Origin of the sequence: Microbacterium sp. NPDC077391, assembly GCF_040686955.1 — a bacterium.
GTDB classification, from domain to species: Bacteria; Actinomycetota; Actinomycetes; order Actinomycetales; family Microbacteriaceae; genus Microbacterium; species Microbacterium commune.
Map to the genome: position 1 here is coordinate 507,138 of NZ_JBFBMI010000003.1, position 25,026 is coordinate 532,163.

Annotated in this window: 25 protein-coding genes; 17 read left to right on the forward strand and 8 right to left on the reverse strand. The window is 70.3% G+C overall.

Translation table 11 applies throughout. From position 1 onward, the window contains the following. Positions 1 to 2: 2 nt before the first annotated feature. Positions 3 to 1,229, reverse strand: coding sequence for an MFS transporter (locus tag AB0O65_RS10525; protein WP_083428628.1), 1,227 nt, complete (start codon positions 1,227 to 1,229; stop codon positions 3 to 5). Between the two features lie 181 nt (positions 1,230 to 1,410). Here AB0O65_RS10525 and AB0O65_RS10530 point away from each other — a divergent pair, with 181 nt between their 5' ends. The 4 genes from AB0O65_RS10530 to narI are packed head-to-tail and all read left to right on the forward strand — an operon-like array spanning position 1,411 to position 8,250. Next, positions 1,411 to 5,133, forward strand: coding sequence for a nitrate reductase subunit alpha (locus tag AB0O65_RS10530; protein WP_071641731.1), 3,723 nt, complete (start codon positions 1,411 to 1,413; stop codon positions 5,131 to 5,133). Next, complete coding sequence (gene narH, locus AB0O65_RS10535) at positions 5,130 to 6,803, forward strand: nitrate reductase subunit beta (RefSeq protein WP_363384857.1); 1,674 nt, start codon at positions 5,130 to 5,132, stop codon at positions 6,801 to 6,803. The genes AB0O65_RS10530 and narH overlap by 4 nt, the downstream gene beginning before the upstream one ends. Continuing rightward, positions 6,800 to 7,489 carry a nitrate reductase molybdenum cofactor assembly chaperone gene (gene narJ / locus AB0O65_RS10540; RefSeq protein WP_071641727.1) on the forward strand — a complete coding sequence of 230 codons (690 nt, stop codon included), beginning with the start codon at positions 6,800 to 6,802 and terminating at the stop codon, positions 7,487 to 7,489. Before narH ends, narJ begins: the two co-directional genes overlap by 4 nt. Before the next feature lie 2 nt (positions 7,490 to 7,491). Then, positions 7,492 to 8,250, forward strand: coding sequence for a respiratory nitrate reductase subunit gamma (gene narI, locus AB0O65_RS10545; RefSeq protein WP_071641725.1), 759 nt, complete (start codon positions 7,492 to 7,494; stop codon positions 8,248 to 8,250). A gap of 199 nt (positions 8,251 to 8,449) precedes the next feature. Here the strand turns inward: narI and AB0O65_RS10550 are convergent, their stop codons facing one another. Genes AB0O65_RS10550 through AB0O65_RS10565 form a run of 4 tightly spaced genes read right to left on the reverse strand, consistent with a single transcriptional unit; the run spans position 8,450 to position 11,200 of the window. Continuing rightward, positions 8,450 to 9,157 (reverse strand): ATP-binding cassette domain-containing protein, encoded by a 708-nt coding sequence (locus AB0O65_RS10550; protein WP_363384862.1) that lies wholly within the window; start codon positions 9,155 to 9,157, stop codon positions 8,450 to 8,452. Further along, positions 9,154 to 9,957 carry an ABC transporter permease gene (locus tag AB0O65_RS10555; RefSeq protein WP_071641822.1) on the reverse strand — a complete coding sequence of 268 codons (804 nt, stop codon included), beginning with the start codon at positions 9,955 to 9,957 and terminating at the stop codon, positions 9,154 to 9,156. Before AB0O65_RS10555 ends, AB0O65_RS10550 begins: the two co-directional genes overlap by 4 nt. Before the next feature lie 47 nt (positions 9,958 to 10,004). Beyond that, complete coding sequence (modA, locus tag AB0O65_RS10560; RefSeq protein ID WP_363384865.1) at positions 10,005 to 10,802, reverse strand: molybdate ABC transporter substrate-binding protein; 798 nt, start codon at positions 10,800 to 10,802, stop codon at positions 10,005 to 10,007. Continuing rightward, complete coding sequence (locus AB0O65_RS10565; RefSeq protein ID WP_071641719.1) at positions 10,799 to 11,200, reverse strand: TOBE domain-containing protein; 402 nt, start codon at positions 11,198 to 11,200, stop codon at positions 10,799 to 10,801. Before AB0O65_RS10565 ends, modA begins: the two co-directional genes overlap by 4 nt. Before the next feature lie 144 nt (positions 11,201 to 11,344). Between AB0O65_RS10565 and AB0O65_RS10570 the strand changes: the two genes are divergently transcribed. From AB0O65_RS10570 to AB0O65_RS10590, 5 genes are all read left to right on the forward strand, one after another. Further along, on the forward strand, positions 11,345 to 12,448 hold the full coding sequence (locus AB0O65_RS10570) for a HesA/MoeB/ThiF family protein (protein ID WP_071641718.1): 1,104 nt from the start codon (positions 11,345 to 11,347) through the stop codon (positions 12,446 to 12,448). 118 nt (positions 12,449 to 12,566) lie between these two features. Beyond that, the gene (gene glp / locus AB0O65_RS10575) at positions 12,567 to 13,793 is read left to right on the forward strand and encodes a gephyrin-like molybdotransferase Glp (RefSeq protein ID WP_363384869.1); all 1,227 of its coding nucleotides are present in this window, start codon (positions 12,567 to 12,569) and stop codon (positions 13,791 to 13,793) included. Further along, the gene (moaC, locus tag AB0O65_RS10580) at positions 13,793 to 14,266 is read left to right on the forward strand and encodes a cyclic pyranopterin monophosphate synthase MoaC (protein ID WP_071641715.1); all 474 of its coding nucleotides are present in this window, start codon (positions 13,793 to 13,795) and stop codon (positions 14,264 to 14,266) included. The genes glp and moaC overlap by 1 nt, the downstream gene beginning before the upstream one ends. Further along, the gene (locus AB0O65_RS10585; RefSeq protein WP_363384872.1) at positions 14,263 to 15,207 is read left to right on the forward strand and encodes an NTP transferase domain-containing protein; all 945 of its coding nucleotides are present in this window, start codon (positions 14,263 to 14,265) and stop codon (positions 15,205 to 15,207) included. Before moaC ends, AB0O65_RS10585 begins: the two co-directional genes overlap by 4 nt. 1 nt (position 15,208) lies before the next feature. Then, on the forward strand, positions 15,209 to 15,457 hold the full coding sequence (locus AB0O65_RS10590) for a MoaD/ThiS family protein (RefSeq protein WP_071641711.1): 249 nt from the start codon (positions 15,209 to 15,211) through the stop codon (positions 15,455 to 15,457). A gap of 14 nt (positions 15,458 to 15,471) precedes the next feature. On the opposite strand, the gene AB0O65_RS10595 is transcribed toward AB0O65_RS10590, so the two are convergent. Both AB0O65_RS10595 and AB0O65_RS10600 read right to left on the reverse strand, forming a co-directional pair. Further along, positions 15,472 to 15,900, reverse strand: coding sequence for a molybdenum cofactor biosynthesis protein MoaE (locus tag AB0O65_RS10595; RefSeq protein ID WP_143187140.1), 429 nt, complete (start codon positions 15,898 to 15,900; stop codon positions 15,472 to 15,474). Then, entirely contained in the window at positions 15,897 to 16,370 is a 474-nt protein-coding gene (locus AB0O65_RS10600; protein ID WP_071641707.1) for a MogA/MoaB family molybdenum cofactor biosynthesis protein, read from the reverse strand. The genes AB0O65_RS10595 and AB0O65_RS10600 overlap by 4 nt, the downstream gene beginning before the upstream one ends. 98 nt (positions 16,371 to 16,468) lie before the next feature. Between AB0O65_RS10600 and AB0O65_RS10605 the strand changes: the two genes are divergently transcribed. Continuing rightward, complete coding sequence (locus AB0O65_RS10605; RefSeq protein ID WP_071641705.1) at positions 16,469 to 17,083, forward strand: ArsR family transcriptional regulator; 615 nt, start codon at positions 16,469 to 16,471, stop codon at positions 17,081 to 17,083. 36 nt (positions 17,084 to 17,119) lie between these two features. Here the strand turns inward: AB0O65_RS10605 and AB0O65_RS10610 are convergent, their stop codons facing one another. Next, positions 17,120 to 17,896, reverse strand: a complete 777-nt coding sequence (locus tag AB0O65_RS10610; protein ID WP_071641703.1) for a hypothetical protein — start codon at positions 17,894 to 17,896, stop codon at positions 17,120 to 17,122. A 123-nt stretch (positions 17,897 to 18,019) separates the two neighbouring features. On the opposite strand from AB0O65_RS10610, the gene AB0O65_RS10615 reads away from it, so the two are divergent. The 7 genes from AB0O65_RS10615 (at position 18,020) to AB0O65_RS10645 (ending at position 25,018) form a co-directional block, all read left to right on the forward strand. Continuing rightward, positions 18,020 to 18,703 carry a GntR family transcriptional regulator gene (locus AB0O65_RS10615; RefSeq protein WP_313479857.1) on the forward strand — a complete coding sequence of 228 codons (684 nt, stop codon included), beginning with the start codon at positions 18,020 to 18,022 and terminating at the stop codon, positions 18,701 to 18,703. 124 nt (positions 18,704 to 18,827) lie between these two features. Further along, a complete protein-coding gene (locus tag AB0O65_RS10620) occupies positions 18,828 to 20,012 on the forward strand; it encodes a branched-chain amino acid ABC transporter substrate-binding protein (RefSeq protein WP_271639397.1) in 1,185 nt (394 codons plus the stop codon). Between the two features lie 115 nt (positions 20,013 to 20,127). Next, positions 20,128 to 21,015: a branched-chain amino acid ABC transporter permease gene (locus tag AB0O65_RS10625; RefSeq protein ID WP_177243798.1), complete on the forward strand. Its 888-nt coding sequence runs from the start codon at positions 20,128 to 20,130 to the stop codon at positions 21,013 to 21,015. Between the two features lies 1 nt (position 21,016). After that, the gene (locus AB0O65_RS10630; RefSeq protein ID WP_071641697.1) at positions 21,017 to 22,174 is read left to right on the forward strand and encodes a branched-chain amino acid ABC transporter permease; all 1,158 of its coding nucleotides are present in this window, start codon (positions 21,017 to 21,019) and stop codon (positions 22,172 to 22,174) included. Beyond that, positions 22,171 to 23,097 carry an ABC transporter ATP-binding protein gene (locus tag AB0O65_RS10635; RefSeq protein WP_071641695.1) on the forward strand — a complete coding sequence of 309 codons (927 nt, stop codon included), beginning with the start codon at positions 22,171 to 22,173 and terminating at the stop codon, positions 23,095 to 23,097. The genes AB0O65_RS10630 and AB0O65_RS10635 overlap by 4 nt, the downstream gene beginning before the upstream one ends. Continuing rightward, positions 23,094 to 23,804 (forward strand): ABC transporter ATP-binding protein, encoded by a 711-nt coding sequence (locus tag AB0O65_RS10640; protein WP_071641693.1) that lies wholly within the window; start codon positions 23,094 to 23,096, stop codon positions 23,802 to 23,804. The genes AB0O65_RS10635 and AB0O65_RS10640 overlap by 4 nt, the downstream gene beginning before the upstream one ends. 53 nt (positions 23,805 to 23,857) lie before the next feature. Continuing rightward, positions 23,858 to 25,018, forward strand: a complete 1,161-nt coding sequence (locus tag AB0O65_RS10645) for an FAD-dependent oxidoreductase (RefSeq protein ID WP_313479865.1) — start codon at positions 23,858 to 23,860, stop codon at positions 25,016 to 25,018. The last annotated feature ends 8 nt before the right edge of the window (positions 25,019 to 25,026 follow it).

The following is a 25,026-nucleotide window of genomic DNA, read 5'->3' on the forward strand; positions in this document are numbered from 1 at the left end:
GCTCAGGCGCCCTTGCGACCCACATCCCGCAGCATGCCGGCGACGACCAGCGCGAACGCTCCGACCAGCACCAGCAGCCACAGGCCCAGGTGGTACGAGTTGGTCGACGCGTCGTAGGTCGCGCCCATCACGAGCGGCGGGAAGTATCCGCCGAGGCCTCCGGCGGCCGCGACCACACCGCTCACCGCTCCCACCTTCTCCTTCGGCGTCGAGGGCCCGATCCAGGCGAACACGGCACCCATGCCGAGGCCCATCGCCGCCGCCATCAGGATGAACGTGACGCCCGTGACGATGCCCTCGGCCGGCTGCTGGCCGACGATGTACGCGAGGCTCACGATCCCGCCCAGAGACACGAGCGAGATCACCTTCGGTCCGAACCGGTCGGCGAGCACACCTCCGATCGGGCGCGCCACCACCGCCGCCGCGGCGAAGAGCGCGGTGCGCATGCCCGCGCCGAGCGCGTCGACGTCGTCGGGGTAGATCGTCGTGAGGTACTTGGGCAGGAACGTCGAGAACGCCACGAACCCGCCGAACACGATGCCGTACAGGAACGCCATCTCCCAGGTCACCGCCAGCTTGAGCGCGCCGATCACCTTCGGCACGAGCTTCTCGTGGTTGGGCTGCCACTGGGGGGATTCGCGCATGAAGAACCACACCAGCACCGCCATCACCACCAGCGCCCCCGCGATCAGCAGGTGGGTGGGCAGGTAGCCGATGTCCTGCGCGAGCCGCGGGGTGAACATCGCCGACACGGCGGTGCCGATCATGCCCATGCCGAACACGCCGGTGGCGAAGCCGCGCCTCTCGGGCGGGAACCAGGCGCCCGAGAACGGAACCCCGGCGGCGAAGATCGTGCCGGCCACGCCGAGGTAGAAACCGGCGAGCATCAGCAGCGGGAAGCTGCGGATGCTGCCGGCCAGGGCGACCAGCAGCACGGCCGGTGCCGAGAGCAGCAGCACGACCGTGAACATCTTGCGCCCACCGAAGCGGTCGGTCATCGCACCGACGACGATGCGGCCCAGCGCGCCGACGAGCACGGGCGTCGCCAGCATGAGGGAGATCTGCCCCTCATCCAGTCCCATCTCGGTGGCGTAGGTCTTCTGCAGCGGCGAGATCGACATCCATGCCCAGAACGCGATGGTCGAGGCGAGGGTGGCGAGCAGCACCTGGCCGAGGCCGCCCCGGAGCTCGGTCGAGGTGCCTGCGGGGGAAGTGGTGGCGGCAGTCATCGTGCATCCCTTCGATACCGGCGACGGTAGCGCGCTTCGGGCGACTTGGCTACGTTGCGGGCCGGAGAAAAGCGGTGCGGAAGTTGCCGGTCGGAAATGAATAAAAACGGTGAACCCTTGTAACGGGCCGGGCATCCGGACAGGATGCTGGAGTACCAGCCGTCCTCCGGAAGGAACAGAGATGACCCCCGGAACCCGTACTCACCGCGACGCCGCGACCGATGGTCCGCTCGCCGACGCGCTTCTCAACATGGGCCGCTTCGTGCGGCCGGGCGAGACCTCCGACGACCTGCGCGCGGTGTTCCTGCAGGGCGGCAGATCGGGCGATTCGTTCTACCGGGACCGCTGGTCGCACGACAAGGTGGTGCGCTCCACGCACGGGGTGAACTGCACCGGATCGTGCTCGTGGAAGGTGTACGTCAAGGACGGCATCATCACCTGGGAGGCGCAGCAGACCGACTACCCGAGCGTCGGTCCGGACTCGCCGGAGTACGAGCCCCGCGGCTGCCCGCGTGGTGCCGCGTTCAGCTGGTACACGTACTCGCCGACCCGGGTGCGGTACCCGTACATCCGCGACACGCTCGCCCGCCTCTACCGTGAGGCGAAGGCGCAGCATCCCGATCCCGTCGACGCGTGGGCGTCGATCGTCGAAGACCCCGAGAAGGCCCGGTCGTACAAGCGCGTCCGCGGCAAGGGCGGCCTGGTGCGCACGACGTGGGACGAGGTGATGGAGATCGCCGCGGCGGCGCACGTGCACACGGTGAAGGTGTACGGCCCCGACCGCGTGGCCGGCTTCTCGCCCATCCCGGCGATGTCGATGGTGTCGCACGGCGCCGGCTCCCGGTTCATGAACCTCATCGGCGGCACGATGCTGTCGTTCTACGACTGGTACGCCGACCTCCCCGTCGCGAGCCCGCAGGTGTTCGGCGACCAGACCGACGTGCCCGAGTCGGCGGACTGGTTCAACGCCGGCTACCTGATCATGTGGGGCTCGAACGTGCCGGTCACCCGCACTCCCGACGCGCACTTCATGGCCGAGGCGCGCTATCGCGGTCAGAAGGTCATCACCGTCTCGCCCGACTACACCGACAACACGAAGTTCGCCGACGAGTGGGTCGCCCCGCACCCCGGGACGGATGCCGCGCTTGCGCTGTCGATGGGGCACGTGATCCTGCGCGAGCACTTCGTCGAGAAGCGCACCGCGCGCTTCGAGGACTACATGCGCCGCTTCACCGACGCGCCGTTCCTCGTCGAGCTCGAACAGCGCGACGGCGGTCTCGTACCCGGCAAGTTCGTCACCGCGTCCGACCTCGACGGCGCCGCCGCCGCACAGCCGCGCGCGGACTTCAAGCCGGTGCTGATGGATGCCGACGGCAGCGCCGTCGTGCCGAACGGCTCGCTCGGGCATCGCTTCACCCCCGAGGACGAGGGCCGCTGGAACCTCGACCTCGGCGACGTCGTGCCGCCGCTGTCGGTCGCCGATCTGGCCGACTGGGCGGGCGAGGCGGCCGAGGTGCGCCTGCCGCGCTTCGACCTCGATCCCGAGCCCGGGCAGGAGCACGCCGGCGGCTCGGGTGCGGTCACCCGCGGCGTGCCGGTGCGCACGATCGCAGGCAAGACCGTCACCACCGTGTTCGACCTGATGCTCGCGCAGTACGGCGTCGGCCGCGACGGCCTGCCCGGGCAGTGGGCCAGCGGGTACGACGACGCGTCGAGCCCCGGGACCCCAGCCTGGCAGGAGGAGCACACCTCGGTGCCCGCGCCGCAGGCGATCCGCATCGCGCGCGAGTTCGCCGACAACGCCGACCGCTCGGGCGGACGCTCGATGATCCTGATGGGGGCGGGCACCAACCACTGGTTCCACTCCGACACGATCTACCGCACCTTCCTCGCCCTGACGACGATGACCGGATGCCAGGGCGTGAACGGCGGCGGATGGGCGCACTACGTCGGGCAGGAGAAGGTGCGCCCGATCACCGGCTACCAGCAGTACGCGGCCGCCGCCGACTGGGGGCGTCCGCCGCGGCACACGATCGGCACGGCGTTCTTCTACCTCGCCACCGACCAGTGGCGCTACGACGGGCTGCCGGCCGACCAGCTGGCCTCCCCGCTGGGTCTGGGCAGGTTCGAGGGCCGCACCACCGCCGACTGCCTGGTCGAGTCCGTGCAGCGCGGATGGATGCCGAGCTACCCGACCTTCGACCGCAACCCGCTCGATCTCGCCGACGAGGCCGAAGCTGCGGGCAAGGATGCGGCGCAGCACATCGTCGACAGCCTGGACGAGGGCTCGCTGCGCTTCGCGGTGGAGGACCCGGACGCCCCCGAGAACTTCCCGCGCGTGATGAACATCTGGCGAGCGAACGTGCTCGGCTCGTCGGGCAAGGGCAACGAGTACTTCCTGAAGCACCTGCTGGGCACCGACGCGTCGGTGCGCGCGCACGAGGCGCCGGAGGACTCGCGTCCCGTGTCGATGACCTGGCGCGACACGGCGCCCGAGGGCAAGCTCGACCTGCTCATGACGGCCGACTTCCGAATGACGAGCACCACGCTGTTCAGCGACATCGTGCTGCCCGCGGCGACCTGGTACGAGAAGCACGATCTGTCGTCGACCGACATGCACCCCTTCATCCACGCCTTCAACCCGGCCATCGCGCCGCCGTGGCAGACGAAGACCGACTTCGACACGTTCCGCATCCTGGCCGAGAAGTTCAGCGACATGGCGCGCACGCACCTCGGCGTGCGCCGCGACGTCGTCGCGACGCCGCTGCAGCACGACACCCCCGACGTCATGGCGACTCCGCACGGACGCGTGCAGGATCTGCCCCGCGTTCCCGGGGTCACCATGCCGAAGCTCACCGTCGTCGAGCGCGACTATCCGAACCTCGCCGAGCGCTGGAAGTCGCTCGGCCCGCTGACCGCGAAGCTCGGACTCACGACCAAGGGCATCACCTACCGGGCCGAGCCCGAGATCGAGCGCCTCAAGCGCCTCAACGGCACCGTCACCACCGGCCCGTACGCGGGCAGCGTGCGCCTGGACAGCGACAAGCGGGCCTGCGAGATGATCCTGGCGATGTCGGGAACGAGCAACGGACGCCTCGCGGTGCAGGGATTCGAGAAGCTCGAGAAGCACACCGGCCAGAAGATGACGTTCCTCGCCGACGAGCACGAGGGCACGCACCTCAGCTTCCAGGACGTCTCGGTGCAGCCGCGCAGCGTCATCACCTCGCCGGAGTGGTCGGGATCGGAGCACGGCGGCCGCCGGTACACGGCCTTCGCGATCAACGTCGAGCACCTCAAGCCGTGGCACACCCTCACCGGGCGTCAGCACTTCTACCTCGACCACGACTGGATGGACGAGCTCGGCGAGGCGCTGCCGATCTACCGGCCGCCGCTCGACATGCACCGGCTGTTCGGCGATGTCGTGCCAGGCAAGAGCACCCACACCGAGGTGCACGTGCGCTACCTGACCCCGCACTCGAAGTGGTCGATCCACTCCGAGTACCAGGACAACCTGTTCATGCTCTCGCTCTCGCGCGGCGGCCCCACGATCTGGATGAGCCCGCAGGACGCGGCGAAGATCGGAGTGCGCGACAACGACTGGATCGAGTCGTACAACCGCAACGGCGTCGTCGTCGCCCGGGCGAACGTCTCGCACCGGATGCCCGAGGGCACGGTGTACATGTATCACGCGAAGGACCGCACGGTCGATGTGCCGCTGAGCGAGATGAGCGGTCAGCGCGGCGGCATCCACAACTCCCTCACCCGCATCCTGCTCAAGCCCAGCCACCTGATCGGCGGCTACGCGCAGCTGGCGTGGGCGTTCAACTACCTCGGACCCACCGGCAACCAGCGCGACGAGGTCACCACGATCCGCCGCCGCAACCAGGAGGTGCAGTACCGATGAAGGTGATGGCGCAGATGTCGATGGTGATGAACCTCGACAAGTGCATCGGGTGTCACACGTGCTCGGTGACGTGCAAGCAGGCGTGGACCAACCGGACCGGCGTGGAGTACGTCTGGTTCAACAACGTCGAGACGCGACCGGGCGTCGGCTACCCGCGCGGCTACGAGGATCAGGAGAAGTGGGGCGGCGGCTGGGTGCGCGACAAGCGCGGTCGGCTGCGGCTGCGCTCGGGGGGACGCCTGGCGAAGCTGGCGCGCATCTTCTCGAACCCGAAGCTGCCCGAGATCGACGACTACTACGAACCGTGGACCTACGACTACGACATGCTCGTGAACGCGCCCAGCGGTGCGCACACCCCTGTCGCACGCCCGAAGAGCCTGATCACCGGCAAGGACATGAAGGTCGAGTGGTCGGCGAACTGGGACGACGATCTGGGCGGCTCGATCGAGACCATGCAGGACGACCCGATCCTGCAGAAGATGAGCGAGGAGGTGAAGGCCGAGTTCGAGAAGGCCTTCATGTTCTACCTGCCGCGCATCTGCGAGCACTGCCTCAACCCGTCGTGCGTGGCATCGTGCCCATCCGGCGCGATGTACAAGCGCGCCGAGGACGGCATCGTGCTCGTCGACCAGGACGCCTGCCGCGGCTGGCGGATGTGCGTCTCGGGATGCCCGTACAAGAAGGTCTACTTCAACCACAAGACCGGCAAGGCCGAGAAGTGCACCATGTGCTATCCGCGCATCGAGGTCGGCCTGCCGACCGTGTGCTCGGAGACCTGCGTGGGCCGGCTGCGCTACCTGGGACTCGTGCTGTACGACGCCGACCGGGTCGCCGAGGCGGCGTCGGTGGAAGATGAGCACGAGCTGCTCGACGCGCAGCGCTCGGTGCTGCTCGACCCGCACGACCCCGCGGTGATCGAGGCGGCGCGTCGCGACGGCATCCCCGAGGACTGGATCGAGGCGGCCCAGCGCAGCCCCGTCTGGCGCCTCATCCACGACTACGAGGTGGCGCTGCCGCTGCATCCGGAGTACCGCACCATGCCGATGGTCTGGTACATCCCGCCGCTCTCGCCGGTGGTCGACGTGGTCACCGGCTCGGGCAACGACGGGGAGGATGCCCGAACGCTGTTCGCGGCGATCGACAAGCTGCGCATCCCGATCGGCTACCTCGCCGAGCTGTTCACCGCCGGCGACATCGGGCCGGTCGACGCGTCGCTGCGCAAGCTCGCCGCCATGCGCTCGTACATGCGCGGTGTGAGCATCGACGACGAGCGGGACGAGCGGATCGCGAACGCGGTCGGCATGACCGGCGCGGAGATCGAGGAGATGTACCGGCTGCTCGCGATCGCGAAGTATGAGGAGCGCTACGTCATCCCCACCGCGCACTCCGAGCGCGCACACGAGCTCGAGGAGATGGCCTGCTCGCTCGACTACGACGGCGGGCCCGGCATGGGCGGCGCCGGCGGGCCGTTCGGCGCGGCCAGCGGCACGTCGGTGCCGGTCGCGGTGGAGAACTTCCACGCGCTGGCCGACCGGCAGACCGCCGATCGGCCCTCGTCGCCGGGACGGGTCAACCTGCTCAACTGGGACGGAAACGGTCGTCCGAACGGGCTGTTCCCGCCCTCCGAGCGCGCCGAGCCGCGCCATTACGACGACGAGGAAGCACCGTGAGCACCGTCCTTCCCCCTCGCGTCACCCCGCGCCGACGGCTGCCGGATGCCCTGGCGCCGGCATCCCTCACCGGCCCGCAGCGGCAGACCGTGCACATGCTCGCGTCTCTGCTGCTGGACTACCCCGACGCGCAGTGGTTCGCGCGGCTCGACGTCTTCGAGGCGCACACCGCCGCACTGCCGACGGTCATCGCCGAGCCGCTGCAGCAGTTCCTGCAGCAGGCGCGGGACGCCGGCGCGTCCGAGTGGCAGCAGCGCTACGTGAACACCTTCGACCTCAAGCGCAAGTGCTCGCTGTACCTCAGCTACTACGCGACCGGCGACACCCGCCGCCGCGGCACGGCGCTCGTCACGTTCCTCGACGCGTACCGCGCCGCGGGGTGGGAGTTCGACGCGGCCGAGCTGCCCGACTACCTGCCCGCGGTGCTGGAGTTCTCGGCGCGGTCGCAGTCGGAGGTCGCCGACGCCGTGCTCGCCGCGCACCGCGAGGGCATCGAGGTGCTGCGTGCCGCGCTCGAGGGGATGGACAGCCCGTGGGCCGAGGTCGTGCGCGCGGTCACGCTGTCGCTGCCGAAGGTCGACCAGCGCACCCGCGAGCGCGTGCTCGCACTCGTCAACGAGGGCCCGCCGACCGAGACGGTCGGGATGAGCCTGCCGATGCCCGCCTTCCGCCGAACCGGGGAGTGATCATGAACACCATGCCGTTCCTGCTCTGGGTGGCGCTGCCGTACGTGTGCGCGGCCGTGTTCATCCTCGGACACATCTGGCGCTACCGGTACGACAAGTTCGGCTGGACGACGCGCTCGTCGCAGAGCTACGAGAACCGGATGCTGCGCTGGGGATCGCCGATGTTCCACCTCGGCATCCTCATGGTCATTGCCGGCCACGTCGTCGGCCTGCTCATCCCACGCGAATGGCTGTACGCCATCGGGATCAGCGAGGAGATCTACCACATCGGCGCGACCGTGCTCGGCTCGTTCGCCGCCGTGCTCACCCTCGCCGGTCTCGCCATCCTCGTCTTCCGCCGCCGCACCGTGCCCGCCGTGTTCCTCGCGACGACTGTGATGGACAAGGTGATGTTCGTCTTCCTCGGTGCCACGCTGGCGTTCGGCACCCTCGCCACCTTCGTGTACCAGGTGTTCGGATCGGGGTTCTACTACCGCGAGACGATCTCGCCGTGGATGCGCGAGCTGATGATCTTCCGCCCTCGGCCCGAGCTCATGCTCGAGGTGCCGCTGCTGTTCCAGCTGCACGTCATCACGGCCTGCCTGCTGTTCGCCCTGTGGCCGTTCACCCGGCTCGTGCACGTGTTCTCGGCGCCGGTCGGCTACCTGTTCCGGCCGTACATCGTGTACCGCTCGCGTGACGACCACCGCGGGTCGCAGTCGCCGAAGCGGGGTTGGGATCCGGTGTCGACGCCGGACCCGGCGCGGCTGCGGCGTCCCTGACGTCCCTGGTCGGGACGTTCTGGAGGTTTCTGGAAACGGGGCCGGGCTCCGGGACGTTCCCTTCGTTCGCAGAACGGGTGCCCCTCCCGCTTCGCGGGTCCCTCCCCGATGCTCACTCCGGGAACGTCCCTACGCCCTACTCGGTGTGCAGCCGGGGCGGCGGTGGGGAGTGAAGAAAGGGGAAAGGGGGGAGAAGGGGTCAGCGGGTGGCGGCTACCGCCTGGGTGAAGGGGGTGTCCGGGGTGGCCAGCACTTCGTGGAGGGGGCCCTCTTGGGTGATGCGGCCGTGCTCGAGGATGAGCAGGTGATCCGCCAGGGCGTGAGCGTCGGCGACCGTGTGCGAGACGACGATCGTCGTGGTGCCGTGCAGCTGGTCGTGCACGACCTCGCGCAGCTGCGCGGCGGCGAGCACGTCGAGCGAGCTAAACGGCTCATCCAGCAACAGCAGCCGCGGGCGCGCCGCGAGGGCGCGGGCGAGGGCGACGCGCTGACGCTGACCACCGGAGAGCTGATCCGGGCGGCGATCACCGTGTCCGGGCAGCCCGATGTGCGGCATCCACTCGGCGGCGACCGCGACCGCCTCGGCGCGCGACGAACCTGCCGACCGCGCGGCGAACGCGATGTTGCCGATGGCGGTCATGTGCGGAAACAGTAGCGGGTCCTGCCCGAGCAGGCCGATCGCGCGCCGCGACGGGGGAATGTGTCGCGTGGCATCCGCCAGCCGATCGCCGTCGATGTCGACGTGCCCGGCGTCGAGACGGGTGAGACCCGAGATGGCATCCAGCAGCGTCGTCTTGCCGGCACCGCTGGGGCCCATCACCGCGAGCACGTCGCCGGGACTCAGCGACAGGCGCACGTCGAGCTCGGCGTGCTCGACGATCACGTGCGCGTCGAGAGCGCCCGTCACTTCAGCGCTCCCGGTCGCCACGCGCGCACGAGCAGCAGCACCACGACCGCGGTCGCCAGCAGCAGGATCGACAGCGCCACCGCCGTCTCGCGCCCGGTGCCCGCCCCGTTGAACGCCGTGTAGATCGCCAGCGGCATCGTCTGGGTCACCCCGGGGGCGTTGCCGGCGAACAGCGCCGTGGCCCCGAACTCGCCGATCGCCCGAGCGAAGCACAGGATCACGCCCACGACGATGCCGGGCGCCGCGAGCGGCAGCGTCACCCGCCACAGCACCCGCCACGGCCTCGCGCCCAGCGTCGCCGCGGTGCGCTCGTATCGGCCGCCGACGCTGCGGATGGTGCCCTCGACCGCGAGCACGAGGAACGGCAGGGCGACGAACGCCTGCGCCAGCACGACCGCCGTCGGGGTGAACGGCAGGGTCACGTCGAAGGCATCAGACAGCATCCGGCCGATCGGACTGGTCCTGCCGAACAGGAACAGCAGCGCAACGCCGCCGACCATCGGCGGCAGCACGAGCGGCACCGCGACGAGCGCGCGCAGCAGGGCGGACACCCGAGGACCCGAACGCGCCATCAGCAGCGCCAGCGGAAGACCGAGCACCAGGCAGAGCGCCGTGGCGGCCAGACCGCTGAGGAGCGACAGGCGTAGCGCGTCGACGGCGACCGGAGAGGTGATGTCCTGCCACAGCGTCGCCCAGGACGCGCGGGTGACCAGCGCCAGCAGCGGCAGGATCAGCAGCAGAACGCCCAGCACCGCCGGGGCGATCAGCGTGAAGGGCGTGCCGGTGCCGGTGTCGCGGATGCCGCCGCGACGCGTGGTCGAGCGACGATCGGGGGTGGGGAGCGCCGTCACGGTGTCCCGAATCCGAGCCGCTGCAGGATCCGCTGCCCCTCGGGTCCGCGCACGAAGGTGGTGAAGAGGGCGGCCGCCTCGCCCGTATCCTCCAGCGTCACGATCGGATAGCGGTTGACGACCTGGTCCGCGCCGTCGGGTGCGAAACTCTGCACCGCATCGTCGCCCACCGCATCGGTGGCGTAGACGATTCCGGCATCCGCCTCTCCGGCGGCGACCTTCCGCAGCACCGCCGTGACGTTCTGCTCGAGACTCGCCGCGGAGACCCGCACGTCCGCGGTCTCGAGCAGCGTGGCGGTCGCCGCGCCGCAGGGCACCTGAGGGGCGCAGAGCACGGTCACGACGTCGGCGAGGTCTGCGAGGGTCTCGACGTCGCCGGGATTGCCGGCCGGCACGGCCACGACCAGCGTGTTCGTGGCGAACGGCTGCGGGCCGGCCGCCAGCCCGCTGTCGACGAGCGACTGCATGCTGCGCTCGTCGGCCGTGGCGAGCACGTCGGCCTGCGCGCCCTCGATCAGCTGCGTCACCAGGGTGCTCGAGCCGTCGTAGACGATCGGGTTCACGGTGACGGCGGGGTGCTGCTGCTCGAACGACTCCGCGATCTCGTCGAACGCGGTGCGCAGCGACGCGGCGGCGAACACCGTCACCTCCCCGGTCGCACCGGTCTGCTCGATACCCGGTCCGGAGTCCTCGCCGTTCGGATCGAGGCTGTCACCCCCGCGCGCCGCCGGCGTGCATCCGGTGAGCAGCAGCACGCCGAGCAGCGCGGCGATCCCGACCACCCGCGACCTCACCGCCGCATCTCCTTCGGCGTCTCGATGACCACATTCGTCGCCTTGATCACGGCGGACGCGAGCGAACCGGGCTGCAGATCGAGCTGCCGGGCGGCCTCGGCCGACAGCAGCGAGACCACGCGATGCGGACCGGCCTGGATGTCGACCTGGGCCATCACGCCATCGATCTGCACCCGGGTGACCAGCCCCGTGAAGCGATTGCGCGCGCTGGAGAACGGGTCGGAGTCGTCTGCGGGCGCGTCGGCCAGGCGCTGAGCGTGCTCGGCGAGAGCGGCCCCGGGGATGCGGGCGGGGGAGTCGCCGGTCACCGGCAGCGCCCCGTGGTCGATCCAGCGCCGCACCGTGTCGTCGCTCACGCCGAGCAGACGGGCCGCGTCGGCGATGCGATATGAGGTCATGAGCCGACTCTAGCCGCGGTGCTCCCGCATCTGGGTGCGCTGGGGGAGAAAAACGCCGCATCTGCGGAACCTCGGTCCCGGGGTGCGGGCTTTCCCCGGCGAGCGGTGCTGGCCCGCCGCCGACGAGGACCGTACGCTCGGAGTATGCCCCTGCCGCCCCTCGTCGAGCCCGTCGAGGCCCTGAGCGACGCCGAGCGCGTGCGCACCGCGCGCCACCATGTTCTCGCCGGGCTGGGTGAGATCGGGCAGCGCCGCCTGCACGCCGCCCACGTCGCGGTCGTCGGGGCTGGGGGACTCGGTGCGCCCGTCGTGCTCGCGCTCGCCGCAGCGGGGATCGGAACCCTGACGATCATCGACGATGACGACGTCGAGCTGTCCAACCTCCAGCGCCAGGTGATGCACCGGCTCGATGATGTCGGCAGGCCGAAGGTCGACAGTGCCGTGCGCGTCGCGGCCGACCTCTCACCCGAGACCGTCGTCAGACCGGTGCGCGCGCGGCTGGCATCCGGCAACGCGGCAGACCTGCTGGCGGGAGCCGACCTGGTGATCGACGGCACCGACACGTTCGAGACGCGCCTGGTGGTCGCCGCCGCCGCCGAGCGGCTGGGCATCCCGCTGGTGTGGGGCGTCATCCAGGAGTTCGCCGCGCAGATCACGGTTTTCTGGTCGTCGCCGCCGGAGGGCGTCGACGCCGTCGTGCTGAGCGATCTGTATCCGGAGGGCAGCGTGGGCGAGCTGCCCACGTGCGCCGCGGTCGGGGTGTTCGGAGCGCTCTGCCTGCAGGCCGGGTCGATCCTCGCGATGGAGGCGATCAAGCTCATCGCCGGCATCGGCGACCCGCTGCTGGGCAGAGTGCTCGTCATCGACGCGCTGCGCGCCAAGATGGGCGAGGTGCCGCTGCGTCCGGCTCGAGCTCGCGCTCGGGCGGTGCCGGAGCCCGAGGCGAAGCGGACGATTCCGCACATCGCGGTCGCCGACCTCGTCGTCGAGTCTCAGGCGGGTGCGCTGCTGCTCGACGTGCGGGAAGATGCCGAGGTCGCCACCGGCATGATCCCCGATGCCACCCACCTGCCCCTCGCGCGGGTGCTCGCCGACCCCGGCGCGATCGACGGCGAGCGGATCGTCGTGATCTGCCAGGCCGGGGTGCGCGCGCGGCGTGCGGCGGAAGCCCTGCGTGCTGCCGGCCGCGACGCCGTGGTGCTCTCCGGCGGCATGGACGCCTGGACCGCGCAGGAGCCCACCCCATGACCCCCGCTTCTCCCTCCGGTATGAGTTTGTGCCGCCGGCGCGCGCCGCGAACGGCACGAACTCATACCGGAGCGAGGCAGCGGGTGGGGTGGGGATGGCGACGAGAGGAGGGGCACGCATGAGAACCGTCGAAGAGCAGCTCGAGATCGTGCTCGCACAGGTGCGGCAGCGCCTGCCCATCACCGTGCCGCTCGATGACGCGCACGGTCTGACCCTGGCATCCGACGCCCACGCGGCCTCTGCCGTGCCCGTCTTCGACAACTCCGCCATGGACGGCTTCGCCGTGCGCTGGGCGGATGTCGCGGACGCGACGCCCCAACATCCGGTCACGCTGCGCGTCGTCGCCGACATCCCCGCCGGCAGCGCGATCGACCCGGCGATCGCGCCCGGAGAGGCCGCGCGGATCATGACCGGCTCGCCGACGCCGACCGACGCCGACGCGATCGTGCCGTTCGAAGATACCGCCGGGGGCCTCGCCGACTCGCTCCAGACGGCGGTCGTGCAGCGCGCGCCCAAGGCGCAGAACGCGCACATCCGTCGCGCCGGTGCCGATATCAGCGCCGGTGCGGTCGTGCTCGGCGCGGGAACCCTGCTCGGTCCGCGGCAGCTGGCGGCTCTGGCATCCGCCGGCACCTCGCACGTCGAGGTCGCCCCCCGACCCCGGGTCGCGATCGTGTCGACCGGCTCCGAGCTCGTCGCACCTGGCGCGCCGCTGCAGCGCGGACAGATCCCCGAGTCTAACGGCATCCTGCTCGCCGGGCTCGCCGCAGAGGCCGGCGCCGCGATCGTGCTGCGCCGCGTCGTCGACGACGAGGGCGACGGGCCCGCCGACGCTGTCGCCGAGGCGAGACGGCTCGGCGCCGACGCGATCATCTTCTCCGGCGGCGTCAGCGCCGGGGCCTACGAGGTCGTCAGACAGAGCCTCGGCGACGCCATGGAGTTCACGAAGATCGCCATGCAGCCCGGCAAGCCGCAGGGCTTCGGCGCCGCCGCCGACGGGATGCTGATGTTCGGCCTTCCCGGCAACCCCGTCAGCGCCGCAGTGTCGTTCGAGGTCTTCGTGCGCCCCGCCCTGCTGCGCATGCAGGCGCGCAGCGCCATCCACCGGCCCCGCCAGCACCTGGCCGCCGGCGTCGACTGGCGCACCCCGCCCGCGCGCCGACAGTACCTTCCCGCCGTGATCGACCGCACCGACCCGGCCCGCCCGGTCGTGCGCCCGGCGACCGCCGGCGGGTCGGGTTCGCACCTCAGCGTGGGGCTCGGCGCGGCCGAGGCCTATGCGATCGTCCCCGCCGAGACGGAGCAGGTCTCCGTCGGCGACCTCATCGAAGTCATGGAGCTGTGATGACCTTCACCCACCTGGATTCCGCCGGCCACGCCCGCATGGTCGACGTCACCGAGAAGCAGCCGACCGTCCGCGCCGCCACTGCCCGCGGGTTCGTGCGCTGCGCGCCCGAGACGGTCGCCCTGCTGCGCGACGGCTCGGTGCCCAAGGGCGACGTGCTGGCCGTGTCGCGCATCGCCGGCATTCAGGCGGCGAAGCGCACCCCTGAGCTGCTGCCCCTCGCGCACGTCATCGGCGTGCACGGCGCGGTGGTCGACCTCGACATCGAAGACGAGGGCGTCGCCATCGAGGCGACCGTGCGCACCGCCGACCGCACCGGCGTCGAGATGGAGGCGCTCACCGCCGTCTCGGTCGCCGCGCTGTCGGTGATCGACATGATCAAGGGCGTCGACAAGTCCGCATCGATCGAGCACCTGCGCATCACCGCGAAGGAGGGCGGTCGCAGCGGATCGTGGCGTCGGCCCGGCGAATGATCGCGTCGACCTTCGGCGCGATCCTGCTCGTCGGCGGACGCGCCACCCGGATGGGAGGCGGGGTCAAGCCGCTGCTGGAGGTGGGCGGTCGGACGCTGCTGTCTCGGGCGCTGGCCGCGGTGACGGATGCCGGATGCGCGCCGATCCTGGCGGTCGGCCCCGAGCTGGATCCTGACCCGCGGCTGCGCTGGGTGCGCGAGGATCCGCCGTTCTCGGGCCCGGCCGCGGCCATCGCCGCGGCCATCGCCGCGGCGGTGGCCGCCCTCGAGCATCGAGCAGGCGACGGCGGCAGCGACGCCGGCGACGGCGGCGACGGCGGCAGCGGCGACGGCGGCGGCGCGGAATGGATGCTCGTGCTCGCCGGCGACTTGCCGCACGCCGACCGGGTCGTGACGCGTCTGACGAGCGCGGCGAGCTCGGCCCCGCCCCATGCCGATGCGGTCGTGCTCACCGCCGACGGGCATCCGCAATGGCTGGCCGGCGTGTACCGCACTCACGCCCTGCGCGCCTCGATCCGCGCGGCGACCGGCGAGCTCGCCGACTCGTCGTGCCGCGCCCTGCTCGGCGGCCTCGATATAACGTGGCTGGCAGACGAAGATGGGATCACCGCCGACATCGACACCCCGGCGGACCTGGCGCGCACGCGCGCCGCATTCGAGGAGGAGCACGTGAGCGAAACATCCCGCACCCTGCCGCCGGAGGCGCTCGACGAGTGGGCGCTCGCCCTGCGCGAGCGATTCGGCCTGGCCCCCGACGACGTGCCGATCGGTCTCATCCTCGACCTCGCGCGCGACGTCGCCAACGGCGTCGCGCGGCCCGCTGCGCCGTTCAGCGCGTTCATCGCCGGCCTCGTCGCGGGTCGCTCCGGCGGCACGCCGGAGCAGGTGCGGGAGACCGTCGCCGCGGTGGTCGAGCTGGCCGGCGACTGGAAGGAGTCCTGAGATGACGACGACGCAGAGCGCCACGGTGCGCTTCTTCGCCGCGGCGCAGGAGGCGGTCGGTCAGGATTCGCTGACGACGGATGCCCCGACCCTGGGCGTGCTCAAGCAGCGGCTGCTCGCCGAGCATCCGGCGCTCACCGGCATCCTGTCGCGCTGCGCGGTGCTCGTCGACGGCACCCGCGTCGACGATGATTTCGCGCTCGCCGAGGCGCGAACCATCGACGTGCTTCCGCCCTTCGCCGGCGGGTGAGCCCGCGTCCGCGGTCAGCCGCCGATGCCCTTCCACGCGGTCGTGCCGTCGGCCTCGACCTGTCGCTTCCACACCGGCAGCTCGCGCTTGATCGCCTCGATCACCTCGCGGCACACGGTGAACGCCTTATCGCGGTGCGATGACGCCACCGCGATGACGACGGCCGCCTCGCCCACATCGAGTCGCCCGACCCGATGGCTGACGGCGACGATGGCATCCGTCCCCTCAGCGGCGACCTCGGCGATGCGGTGCAGCGTCGGCTCGGCATCCGGGTGGGAGGTGTACTCCAGCGCGACGACGGCGTCCGCGGCATCCGGATCGTGATCGCGCACCCGGCCCACGAAGGTCGTGACGGCACCGGCTGTGGTGCTGTCGACGGCGGTGATGTGCTCGTCGAGTGACAGCGGCTGATCTGAGATGCGCGCGAGGCGGACGGTCATCAGTGGTCCTCTCCGTGGAGTTGGCTGAGCACGTGCCCGGCGACCGAGAGCACGACGGGCATGCCCTCGGCGACGGCCTTCGGCGAGCCGGGCAGGTTGACGATCAGTGCGTCGCCGACGACCCCGGCGAGGCCGCGGGTCAGCATCGATGCGGGGGTGGCCGCGAGGCCGGCGCGGCGCAGCTCCTCGGCGATCCCCGGCAGGTGCCTGTCGATCACGCGGGTGGTGCCCTCCGGCGTCTCGTCGCGCGGGCCGACGCCCGTGCCGCCGCTGGTGATGATGAGCCGGATGCCCGCATCGAGAAGCTCTCGCAGGGCATGCTCGACGGCATCCGCCCCGTCGGGGATCACGGTCGCGTCCGCGCAGGCGAACCCCGCGTCGCGCAGCGCGCGCACGGCGACCGGACCAGCGGAGTCGGCTCGCACCCCGGCCGCGGAGCGGTCGGAGACGGTGAGCACGGCGGCGGGGATCATGGCCTCCACACTATCCGCGCCACCCGTCTGCGGGTGGTTCGGGATTATTCACGGCCCTCGATCACCCGCCCGCGTGCCGGCTCTGGGAGCATGGGAGCATGACCACCACTGCGGTCTCGTACGGGCCCATCTCCAGCTACTCGCGCGTGCGCATCCTGCATCTCGTGCAGACGCGAGCCGAGCGGACGATCGGCGAGCTGTGCGAGGCGACCGGTCTGCACGCGAACACCGTGCGCGAGCACCTGCAGCGGCTGATCGAGGGCGGCTACGTCATCCAGGCTGCCGAGCACCGCACCACGCGCGGGCGCCCGCGCACCCTGTACAGCGCGGCGACCGGGGCCCCCGAGGCGTCGAGCCCGATCGCGCGCGACAAGGTCGCGGAGGCCGCCCGCCGCGGCGACCTGATGCGACGCATCCTGTCGGAGCCGGACTCCGAGCTGGGCCGCGAGGCGACCTACCAGCTGGACGCGCTGGTCGAGCATCTCGAGGAGAGCGGCTTCGAGCCGATCGTCGACGAGGGTCGCATGACGGTCGACCTCACGCCGTGCCCGCATGCCGCGAGCTCTCCCGAGCACCGTCCGATGCTGTGCCAGGTGCACCTCGGGCTCATGCAGGGGGTGCTGACGCAGGCCGGCGGACCGGTCGCAGCGGAATGCGTGCAGGTCGCGCGGCGGCCGGAGGAGTGCACGGTTCAGCTTCGGCTCACCGCCTGATCCGGTCTCCGGCGTCTGTGCGCCCGACGTGCACGGTCAGTTGTACAGCGACTCGGTCGGCTCCATCACGATCCCGTGCGCCTCGAACGCCTGACGGCGCTCTTCGATGCGCCGGTGCATCTCCGCCTGCGCCTCGGCGACGACGGATGCCGGAAGCGGGACGGATGCCGGATGCGGGTCAGCGTTGCCCGCGGTCAGGTACGCGTCGAGCTCGGGACCCGACGTCCACGAGCAGATCAGCGAGTAGCGCGGCTCGGGGCCCTGATGCCACACGGCGTGCCAGAAGCGCTGCGTGTCGACGACGATGCGGGAGCCGGCGTGCAGCGGGAGGCGGATCTCGGTCGAGGGGTCGAAACGGTCCGAGCGCAGGATCAGCAGCGAATCGGGATCGTCGGTGAGGTTGAGCCACGCACGCACGACCCACCCGGTGCCCTCGGTGTTGAGCCGGTTGTTGTCATCCTGGTGCAGGTTGTAGATGGCATCGGCATACGTGTTCGGCTGCAGCTCGATGACGCGGCAGCGACCCACGTTGGCGCCGGGCTCGAGCGCGCGCGCCTGCAGCGTCGGCGCCTTCGCGACCTGGGAGGGGATCCACACGCCGTCCTTGTCGGTGCGCGGGGGAGTGTGGTTCCAGAAGCCGTTGCACTCGACATCGCCGGCGTGGCTCGCGAGCGGCGCGAAGCGGGTGATGCCCGACGAGCGCCACCCGACGTACTCGAGGTCGCGCCACTCGACGGGATCGGCCGATTGGTCGTGGCGGTCGAGCACGACGTAGCCGGTCTCGCTCAGGGCAGGGGAGGTGAGGTATCCCATCGCGCGTCTCCGTTCCGGCATCCGCTCTCAGATCGATCCTATTGCGAACGGTCATTCGGCGACTCGGGGACGGCCGGGCAGAAGCGCCGTCGCAGCCGATTCGGGTGCGGGTAGTGTGTCGCCATGATGCTGCAGGATGCTCTGAGCGACTTCGCCGCCCCCCTCGCTCCCACCGAGAGCCTGCGCGAACAGATCGAGAACCAGCTGTCGGCGCGCATCGTCGCCGGGGAGATCCCGCCGGGACATGTGCTGACCGTGCCACGTCTGGCGACTGACTTCGGGGTCAGCGCCACTCCGGTTCGCGAGGCGATGCTCAATCTCACGCGCCGCGGTTTCCTCAATCCCATCCGCAACCGCGGATTCGCGGTGACCGAGGTCTCTCAGGATGAGCTCAACGAGCTGTGCGAGGTGCGGATGCTGCTCGAGGCGCCGCCCATGCGTCGCATCGCAGGCACACTCGACGACGGCGTGGTCGCTGAGCTGCGTGCGCTGGCCGACCGCATCGTCGAGGCGGGCCGAGCGGGGCTGTTCGCGGAGTTCCTGGCCGCGGACACCGCATTCCACCTGCGAGTCCTCGCGCAGGCGGGCAACCGCGCACTGCTCGACCTGGTGCGGGAGCTTCGCCAGCAGACGCGTCTGGTGGGGCTCGCCCACCTGGTGGAGTCCGACGCACTGATGCCCACCGCCCTCGAACACGCGCAGCTGGTGGATCTGCTGGTCGCCGGAGATGGCGAGGGGGCGGAGGCGCTCATGCGCCGGCATATCGGTCACGTCGGAGGCGTGTGGAGCGGACGCGACGAGCGCTGATCAACTGTTCCACGCGTCGCCGGTCACAGATTGATCTCGGAGATTCCTTTCTGGCCACCTCAGCAGTAATGTGTCACGTACTATCCGATGGCACATGCAATGAGGCATCCAGGAGGACCATCACATGAACACCCGCAATCCGCGTCTGCGACGCACGCTGTCCCTCGTCGCCGCCCTAGGCGCGATCATCATCACCGCCGGCTGCTCGGGCGGCCTCGGCGCCGGCGACGACGGGGGCGGTGACTCCGACGGGCCCATCAAGCTCGGAATGCTGGCGCCGTTCTCGGGCAGCGAATCCGCTTTCGGGGATTACATGAAGAACGGTGCGCAGCTCGCGATCGACGAGATCAACGCCGACGGCGGCATCGACGACCGAAAGCTCGAACTGGTGGTGGAGGACGACGCCTGCGACGCCACCGCCTCGGTCGCGGCCGCGAACAAGCTCGTCACCAACGGCGTGGTCGCCTCGGTCGGCGGCTACTGCTCGGGAGCCACCCTTCCCACGCTGCCGATCTTCGACGAGGCCGGCATCCCCATGGTCATCCCGGCAGCCAACTCGAACGAGCTCGTCAAGCAGCAGCTGCCCGGTGTATTCCTCATCAACGGCACCGGCACACAGCAGGCCAAAGCCGCAGTGACGTACGCCCAGAAGATCGGCGCGAAGACCGTTGCGGCGATCGACGATGCAACGGCGTACTCCGCCGATCTCGCCGGATCGTTCGTCCAGCAGGCTGAAGAGGCGGGACTCACCGTCGCATTCGAGGCCACCGTGACCCCCGGCGAGAACGACTACTCGGCAGTGGCGACACAGCTCGCCTCGGCCAAGCCGGACCTCGTGTACTGGACGGGGTACTACCAGGAGGGTGGTCTGATCGTCCGCCAGGCCACTGACGCCGGCTACGAGGGTGCGTTCCTGGTGGGCGACGGATCGGTCGACGCGAAGTTCGCCGAGATCGCCGGCAAGGGCTACACCGACAAGGTCGTGGGAACGTTCACGCAGACGCCCGACATGATCCAGGGCGCCGACAAGTGGATCGCAGACTACGAGAAGCTCGCCGGCGGCAAGCCCGGCCCGTACTCCACCCAGTCGTACGATGCCGTGCGCGTGGTCGCCGAGGCGATCGACGAAGCCGACAGCACTGACTTCGACAAGGTCGTCGCGGCGCTCGAGGGGCTGAAGGACTTCAAGACCTTCGCGGGCCCGTTGACGTTCACCAAGGATCACACCCTCTCGGGCGGCGGCTTCGTGATCGTGGGCATCGATCCCGCGAGCGGCAGCTTCGTGCTCGAGGACGACCTCCAGGGATGAGATCGGCAGAGCGGGGCGGTGCGAGCCGCCCCGCTCGGCGGCACCGACCCGCTCCCACCCGGCATCCGACCGGGACGCTTCCTTCCGCCCCTGACGAGCAAGGACATCCGCAGTGATGCAACTCATCTGGAACGGCCTCATCGTCGGCTCGTTCTACGCCCTCGTCGCGCTCGGCTACAGCATGGTCTACGGGATCATCAAGCTGCTGAACTTCGCGCACGGCGATATCTACATGCTCGGCGCATTCGCCGGCTTCGCGACCATGTCGGCATTCGGGATCTCGAACGAGTCGTCCATCCCGCTGCTGCTGGTCATCATGCTGTTGTCGATGGTGACCACCGGTCTCATCGGCGTCGGCATCGAGCGCATCGCCTACCGTCCGCTGCGCAAGAGCCCGCGCCTGGCCGTGCTGATCACGGCCATCGGCGTCTCGTTCACCCTCGAGTACGCCGTGCGCCAGATCTTCGGCCCCAACCCCGAGGCCTTCCCGGTGCGGCTGGAGTCGTCGGGCTTCGACTTCGCCGGCATGCGCATCACCGCCGCGCAGATCGTGCTCGTCGTGATCGCGGCCGCCCTGATGCTCGTGCTCGCGCACATCGTCGAGCGCACGCGCCAGGGGCGGGCCATGCGCGCCATCGCCCTCGACCCGCAGGGCGCGCAGCTGATGGGCGTCAACGTCAACCGCGTGATCGCCACGGTGTTCTTCATCGGCTCGGCGCTCGCGGGAGCGGCCGGCGTGATGGCCGGCGCCTACTACGGCTCGATCGACTTCCTGATGGGATTCATCATCGGACTCAAGGCGTTCACCGCGGCCGTCATCGGCGGCATCGGCAATCTCTACGGCGCCATGCTCGGCGGACTGCTGCTCGGGCTGCTCGAGTCGTTCGGCTCGGCGTGGTTCGGCGGCGAATGGCGAGACGTCTTCTCGTTCGCCTTCCTCATCCTGTTCCTCACCTTCAAACCCACCGGGCTGCTCGGCGCCCGCGTCGTCGAGAGGATGTGACATGTCCCGCTCCGCATTCCGAGACCGCGCCGCACTGCGCGCGCCGTCCCCGCTGTTCGATCGCCCGGCCCCGCCGGCGGGCATCCTCTCGTCCAACACCGGCTTCCTGCGTGCGCTCGGTGCGATCAGCATCGTGCTGCTGCTCGTGCTGCCGTTCCTCGACGCGTCGCGGTACACGATGTCGATCGCGACGAGCGCGCTGATCTACATCATGCTGTGCATGGGGCTCAACGTCGTCGTCGGCTATGCCGGACTGCTCGACCTGGGCTACATCGCCTTCTTCGCCGTCGGCGCCTACACCTCCGGCATCTTCACGACGGTGCTCGGCTGGCCGATGTGGGCGGCCCTGCCGGCCACGGTTCTGGCGTGCATCATCGCCGGCATCATCATCGGCGCGCCCACCCTGCGCCTGCGCAGCGACTACCTCGCCATCGTCACGCTCGGCTTCGGCGAGATCATCCGCATCACGGCGAACAACCTCGACATCACCGGCGGGCCCTCCGGCATCCACGGCATCCCCACCTGGCGCTTCGGCGACTGGAGCTTCGCCGACGGCTTCACCCTGTTCGGGCTGGAGTTCCCGCAGCGCGTGGTGTTCTACTACTTCGTCGCGGCCGTGGTCGTGCTCGTGGGCGTGATCGGCGCCGGGCGCCTCGCCCGCGGGCGGCTGGGCAGGGCGTGGAAGGCCGTGCGCGACGATGAGGATGCCGCTGAGGCGATGGGCATCAACACCTACATCGCGAAGATCATGGCGTACATCATCGGCGCGGTCTGGGCCGGCGTCGCCGGGCAGCTCATGGCGACGCACCTGTCGGCGATCAGCCCGAACAGCTTCATGTTCCTGTACTCGGCGCTCATCCTCATGGCCGTCGTGCTCGGCGGCATGGGATCGACGCCCGGTGTGATCATCGGCGCGCTGTTCGTCTCGCTCGCCCCCGAGCTGCTGCGCGACTTCGCGGAATGGCGCTTCCTCATCTTCGGTGTGCTGCTGGTGGTGGTCATGCTGTTCCGCCCCTCCGGGCTGTGGCCGGCGACCGCGGTGCTGCCCTGGTTGAAGAAGCGCAGGCCGGTGCCGCCGGCGACGGCAGGGTTCATGGCGGTGCCGCCGCCGGCCGCCAACGAGGACCTCGAGACCGTGGAAGGCGAGGAGAGCCGATGAGCGCGCTGCTGGAGGTCAAGGACCTGCGCCTGCAGTTCGGCGGCGTGAAGGCCGTCGACGGGCTGAGCTTCTCGGTCGAGGCGGGGGAGATCCTCGCGGTGATCGGGCCCAACGGCGCCGGCAAGACCAGTGCGTTCAACTGCATCTCGGCGTTCTACCTGCCGACGTCGGGGTCGGTGGTCTTCGACGGCAACGACATCGTGCGCGAAGCGCCCGGGATCTTCCGCACCCTGCGTCTGGTCGACCTGCTGCAGAGCTTCGGCTTCTACCGGGTGCTGCCGTCGCGGGTGACGAAGTGGGGCATGGCGCGCACGTTCCAGAACCTGCGCCTGTTCCGCGAGCTCAGCGTGCTCGACAACATCAAGACGGCGATGCACGCCAACCTGCGCGAGGGGTTCTGGGCGACTCTGCTGCACACGCCCGGGTACCGGCGTGCCGAGGCGGAGTGCGCCGAGCAGGCCCGAGGATGGCTGGACTTCGTCGGCTTCACCGGCGACGAGAACCTCTACGTCACGCAGCTGCCCTACGGCGAGCAGCGCCGCGTCGAGATCGCTCGCGCCCTCGCCACCGGGCCGAAGCTGCTGCTGCTGGACGAACCGGCCGCCGGACTGAACTTCAACGAGAAGCAGGGGCTGATGCAGCTGATCCGCCGCATCCGCGACCTCGGCGTCGCCGTCGTGCTGATCGAGCACGACATGGGCCTGATCATGGAGCTCGCCGAGCGCATCGTGGTGCTCAACTACGGCAAGGAGATCGCGGTGGGCACGCCCGAGCAGATCAAGCACGATCCGGTGGTCATCGAGGCGTACCTCGGCGTCGAAGACGAGGCACTCGACGACACCAAGCTGCAGACCGGCACCGTGAACCTGTCATCGCTCGATCCTGCCCGACCGGGTCGCACCCGCAAGGGGGGCCGGTCGTGAGCACGCTGACAGTCGATGCGGCCGACGTCTACTACGGTCGCGTGCACGCCCTGCGAGGTCTGAGCTTCGAGGTGCAGGAGGGTGAGATCGTCTGCCTGCTGGGCAACAACGGCGCCGGCAAGTCGACGACGATGAACATGCTCTCGGGGCTCGTGCGCCCGAAGTCGGGCGCCGTGCGCTGGGGTGAGATGGATCTCGCCACAGCCAAGCCCTGGGACATCGTCGCGGCGGGGCTCATCCACGTGCCGGAGGGTCGACGCATCTTCTCGACCATGACCGTGCACGAGAACCTGCTGCTGGGCGGATACACCGTGCGCGACGCGAAGCTCATCGCCCAGCGCGTCGATCAGGTGTACGCGCTGATGCCGCGCCTCGCCGAGCGGCGCCGCCAGCAGGGCGGCACGCTCTCGGGCGGCGAGCAGCAGATGGTCGCGATCGGACGCGCGATCATCGGCGGACCCAAGCTGCTGCTGCTCGACGAGCCGTCGATGGGACTCGCCCCGCTGGTGGTCAAGCAGGTCATGGAGACGATCCAGGCGGTGAACGCCCAGGGCACCACGGTGCTGCTGGTCGAGCAGAACGCCCGCGCGGCGCTGAAGATCGCCGACCGCGCGTACGTCGTCGAGAGCGGGCAGACCACCCTGTCGGGTCCGGCCGCGGAACTTGCGGCGGACGCCCGGGTGATCGACGCCTATCTCGGGGGCTGATAAGCATTGTGAGCATGTGACATTGCACTAAGCTGGTCGAGGAGGTGTGATCGATGCGGATCATCGTGATCGGAGCCGGCGCGGTTGGCGCCGCCTGCGCGCTGAGCCTGACCGAGGCCGGCGCCGAGGTGACGGTGCTCGACCGCACCGGGGTGGCCGGTGAGACTTCGAGTCGCTGCGAGGGCAACATCCTCGTCTCCGACAAGCAGCCGGGAGCCGAAGCGGTCATGGCCGTCGAGGCGAACCGCGCGTGGCGCGAGCTCGCGGCCCGTCTCGACGCGGAGCGCGTGCCCGGACAGCCGGCCACCGAGTTCGAGGCGAAGGGCGGGATCGTCGTCGCCTTCGCCGAGGGCGCCCAGGCGCTGAAGGCCTTCGCTGCGGCGCAGCGCGAGATGGGCATCCGCGCCGAGGTGCTCGACACACCGGCGCTGCGCGCCGCCGAGCCGCACCTCGCCCCCGAGATCGCCGTCGGCGTGCACTACCCCGACGACGCCCAGGTGCAGCCGAGCCTGGCCACCCAGGCGATGCTCGCCCGCGCCCGTCACCTCGGGGCGCAACTGCAGATCACCGAGGTCACCGGGGCCGTCGTCGAGGCCGGGCGGGTGCGGGGTGTGCGCACCTCGACCGGCCGCATCGATGCGGATGCCGTGGTGAACTGCGCGGGTCCGTGGGCCGGTGAGATCGCCACGCTGTTCGGCGCCGCCCTCGACATCCGGCCGCGCCGCGGCACGATCCTGGTGACGACGGCGATGCCGCAGCGCATCTTCCACAAGGTGTACGACGCCGACTACGTGGGCGCGGTCGGATCGGCGGATGCCGCGCTGCAGACCTCGACGGTGGTCGAGTCGACCCCCGCCGGCACCGTGCTGATCGGCTCGAGCCGCGAGCGCGTCGGATTCTCGGAGGACGGACTGCTCGCGCCGCTCGCCGAGATCGCCGCGAAGGCCGCCAGGCTGTTCCCCTTCCTGCGCGACACGATGCTGCTGCGCACCTACTTCGGCTTCCGCCCGTACGCGCCCGACCACCTGCCTGCCATCGGCGCGGACGCGCGGGTGCAGGGACTGTTCCATGCGGCCGGGCACGAAGGCGCCGGCATCGGCCTGGCGCCCACGACCGGGGCGCTCATCGCGCACGCCGTGCTCGGCGCCTCCGCGCCGCTCGATCCGACGCCCTTCCTTCCCTCGCGGCTCACCCTGCAGGGAGCAGCCGCGTGAGCGCCCGA

Coding starts and splice junctions, on each gene's coding strand:
- AB0O65_RS10585 (WP_363384872.1), top strand. CDS start 14,263: ATGATCGCGTCGACCTTCGGCGCGATCCTGCTCGTCGGCGGACGCGCC.
- AB0O65_RS10605 (WP_071641705.1), top strand. CDS start 16,469: ATGACCACCACTGCGGTCTCGTACGGGCCCATCTCCAGCTACTCGCGC.
- AB0O65_RS10590 (WP_071641711.1), top strand. CDS start 15,209: ATGACGACGACGCAGAGCGCCACGGTGCGCTTCTTCGCCGCGGCGCAG.
- AB0O65_RS10565 (WP_071641719.1), bottom strand. CDS start 11,200: ATGACCTCATATCGCATCGCCGACGCGGCCCGTCTGCTCGGCGTGAGC.
- AB0O65_RS10600 (WP_071641707.1), bottom strand. CDS start 16,370: ATGATCCCCGCCGCCGTGCTCACCGTCTCCGACCGCTCCGCGGCCGGG.
- AB0O65_RS10625 (WP_177243798.1), top strand. CDS start 20,128: ATGCAACTCATCTGGAACGGCCTCATCGTCGGCTCGTTCTACGCCCTC.
- glp (WP_363384869.1), top strand. CDS start 12,567: ATGAGAACCGTCGAAGAGCAGCTCGAGATCGTGCTCGCACAGGTGCGG.
- narI (WP_071641725.1), top strand. CDS start 7,492: ATGAACACCATGCCGTTCCTGCTCTGGGTGGCGCTGCCGTACGTGTGC.
- AB0O65_RS10615 (WP_313479857.1), top strand. CDS start 18,020: ATGATGCTGCAGGATGCTCTGAGCGACTTCGCCGCCCCCCTCGCTCCC.
- AB0O65_RS10630 (WP_071641697.1), top strand. CDS start 21,017: ATGTCCCGCTCCGCATTCCGAGACCGCGCCGCACTGCGCGCGCCGTCC.
- AB0O65_RS10620 (WP_271639397.1), top strand. CDS start 18,828: ATGAACACCCGCAATCCGCGTCTGCGACGCACGCTGTCCCTCGTCGCC.
- AB0O65_RS10525 (WP_083428628.1), bottom strand. CDS start 1,229: ATGACTGCCGCCACCACTTCCCCCGCAGGCACCTCGACCGAGCTCCGG.
- AB0O65_RS10530 (WP_071641731.1), top strand. CDS start 1,411: ATGACCCCCGGAACCCGTACTCACCGCGACGCCGCGACCGATGGTCCG.
- AB0O65_RS10570 (WP_071641718.1), top strand. CDS start 11,345: ATGCCCCTGCCGCCCCTCGTCGAGCCCGTCGAGGCCCTGAGCGACGCC.
- moaC (WP_071641715.1), top strand. CDS start 13,793: ATGACCTTCACCCACCTGGATTCCGCCGGCCACGCCCGCATGGTCGAC.
- narH (WP_363384857.1), top strand. CDS start 5,130: ATGAAGGTGATGGCGCAGATGTCGATGGTGATGAACCTCGACAAGTGC.
- AB0O65_RS10635 (WP_071641695.1), top strand. CDS start 22,171: ATGAGCGCGCTGCTGGAGGTCAAGGACCTGCGCCTGCAGTTCGGCGGC.
- AB0O65_RS10645 (WP_313479865.1), top strand. CDS start 23,858: ATGCGGATCATCGTGATCGGAGCCGGCGCGGTTGGCGCCGCCTGCGCG.
- AB0O65_RS10610 (WP_071641703.1), bottom strand. CDS start 17,896: ATGGGATACCTCACCTCCCCTGCCCTGAGCGAGACCGGCTACGTCGTG.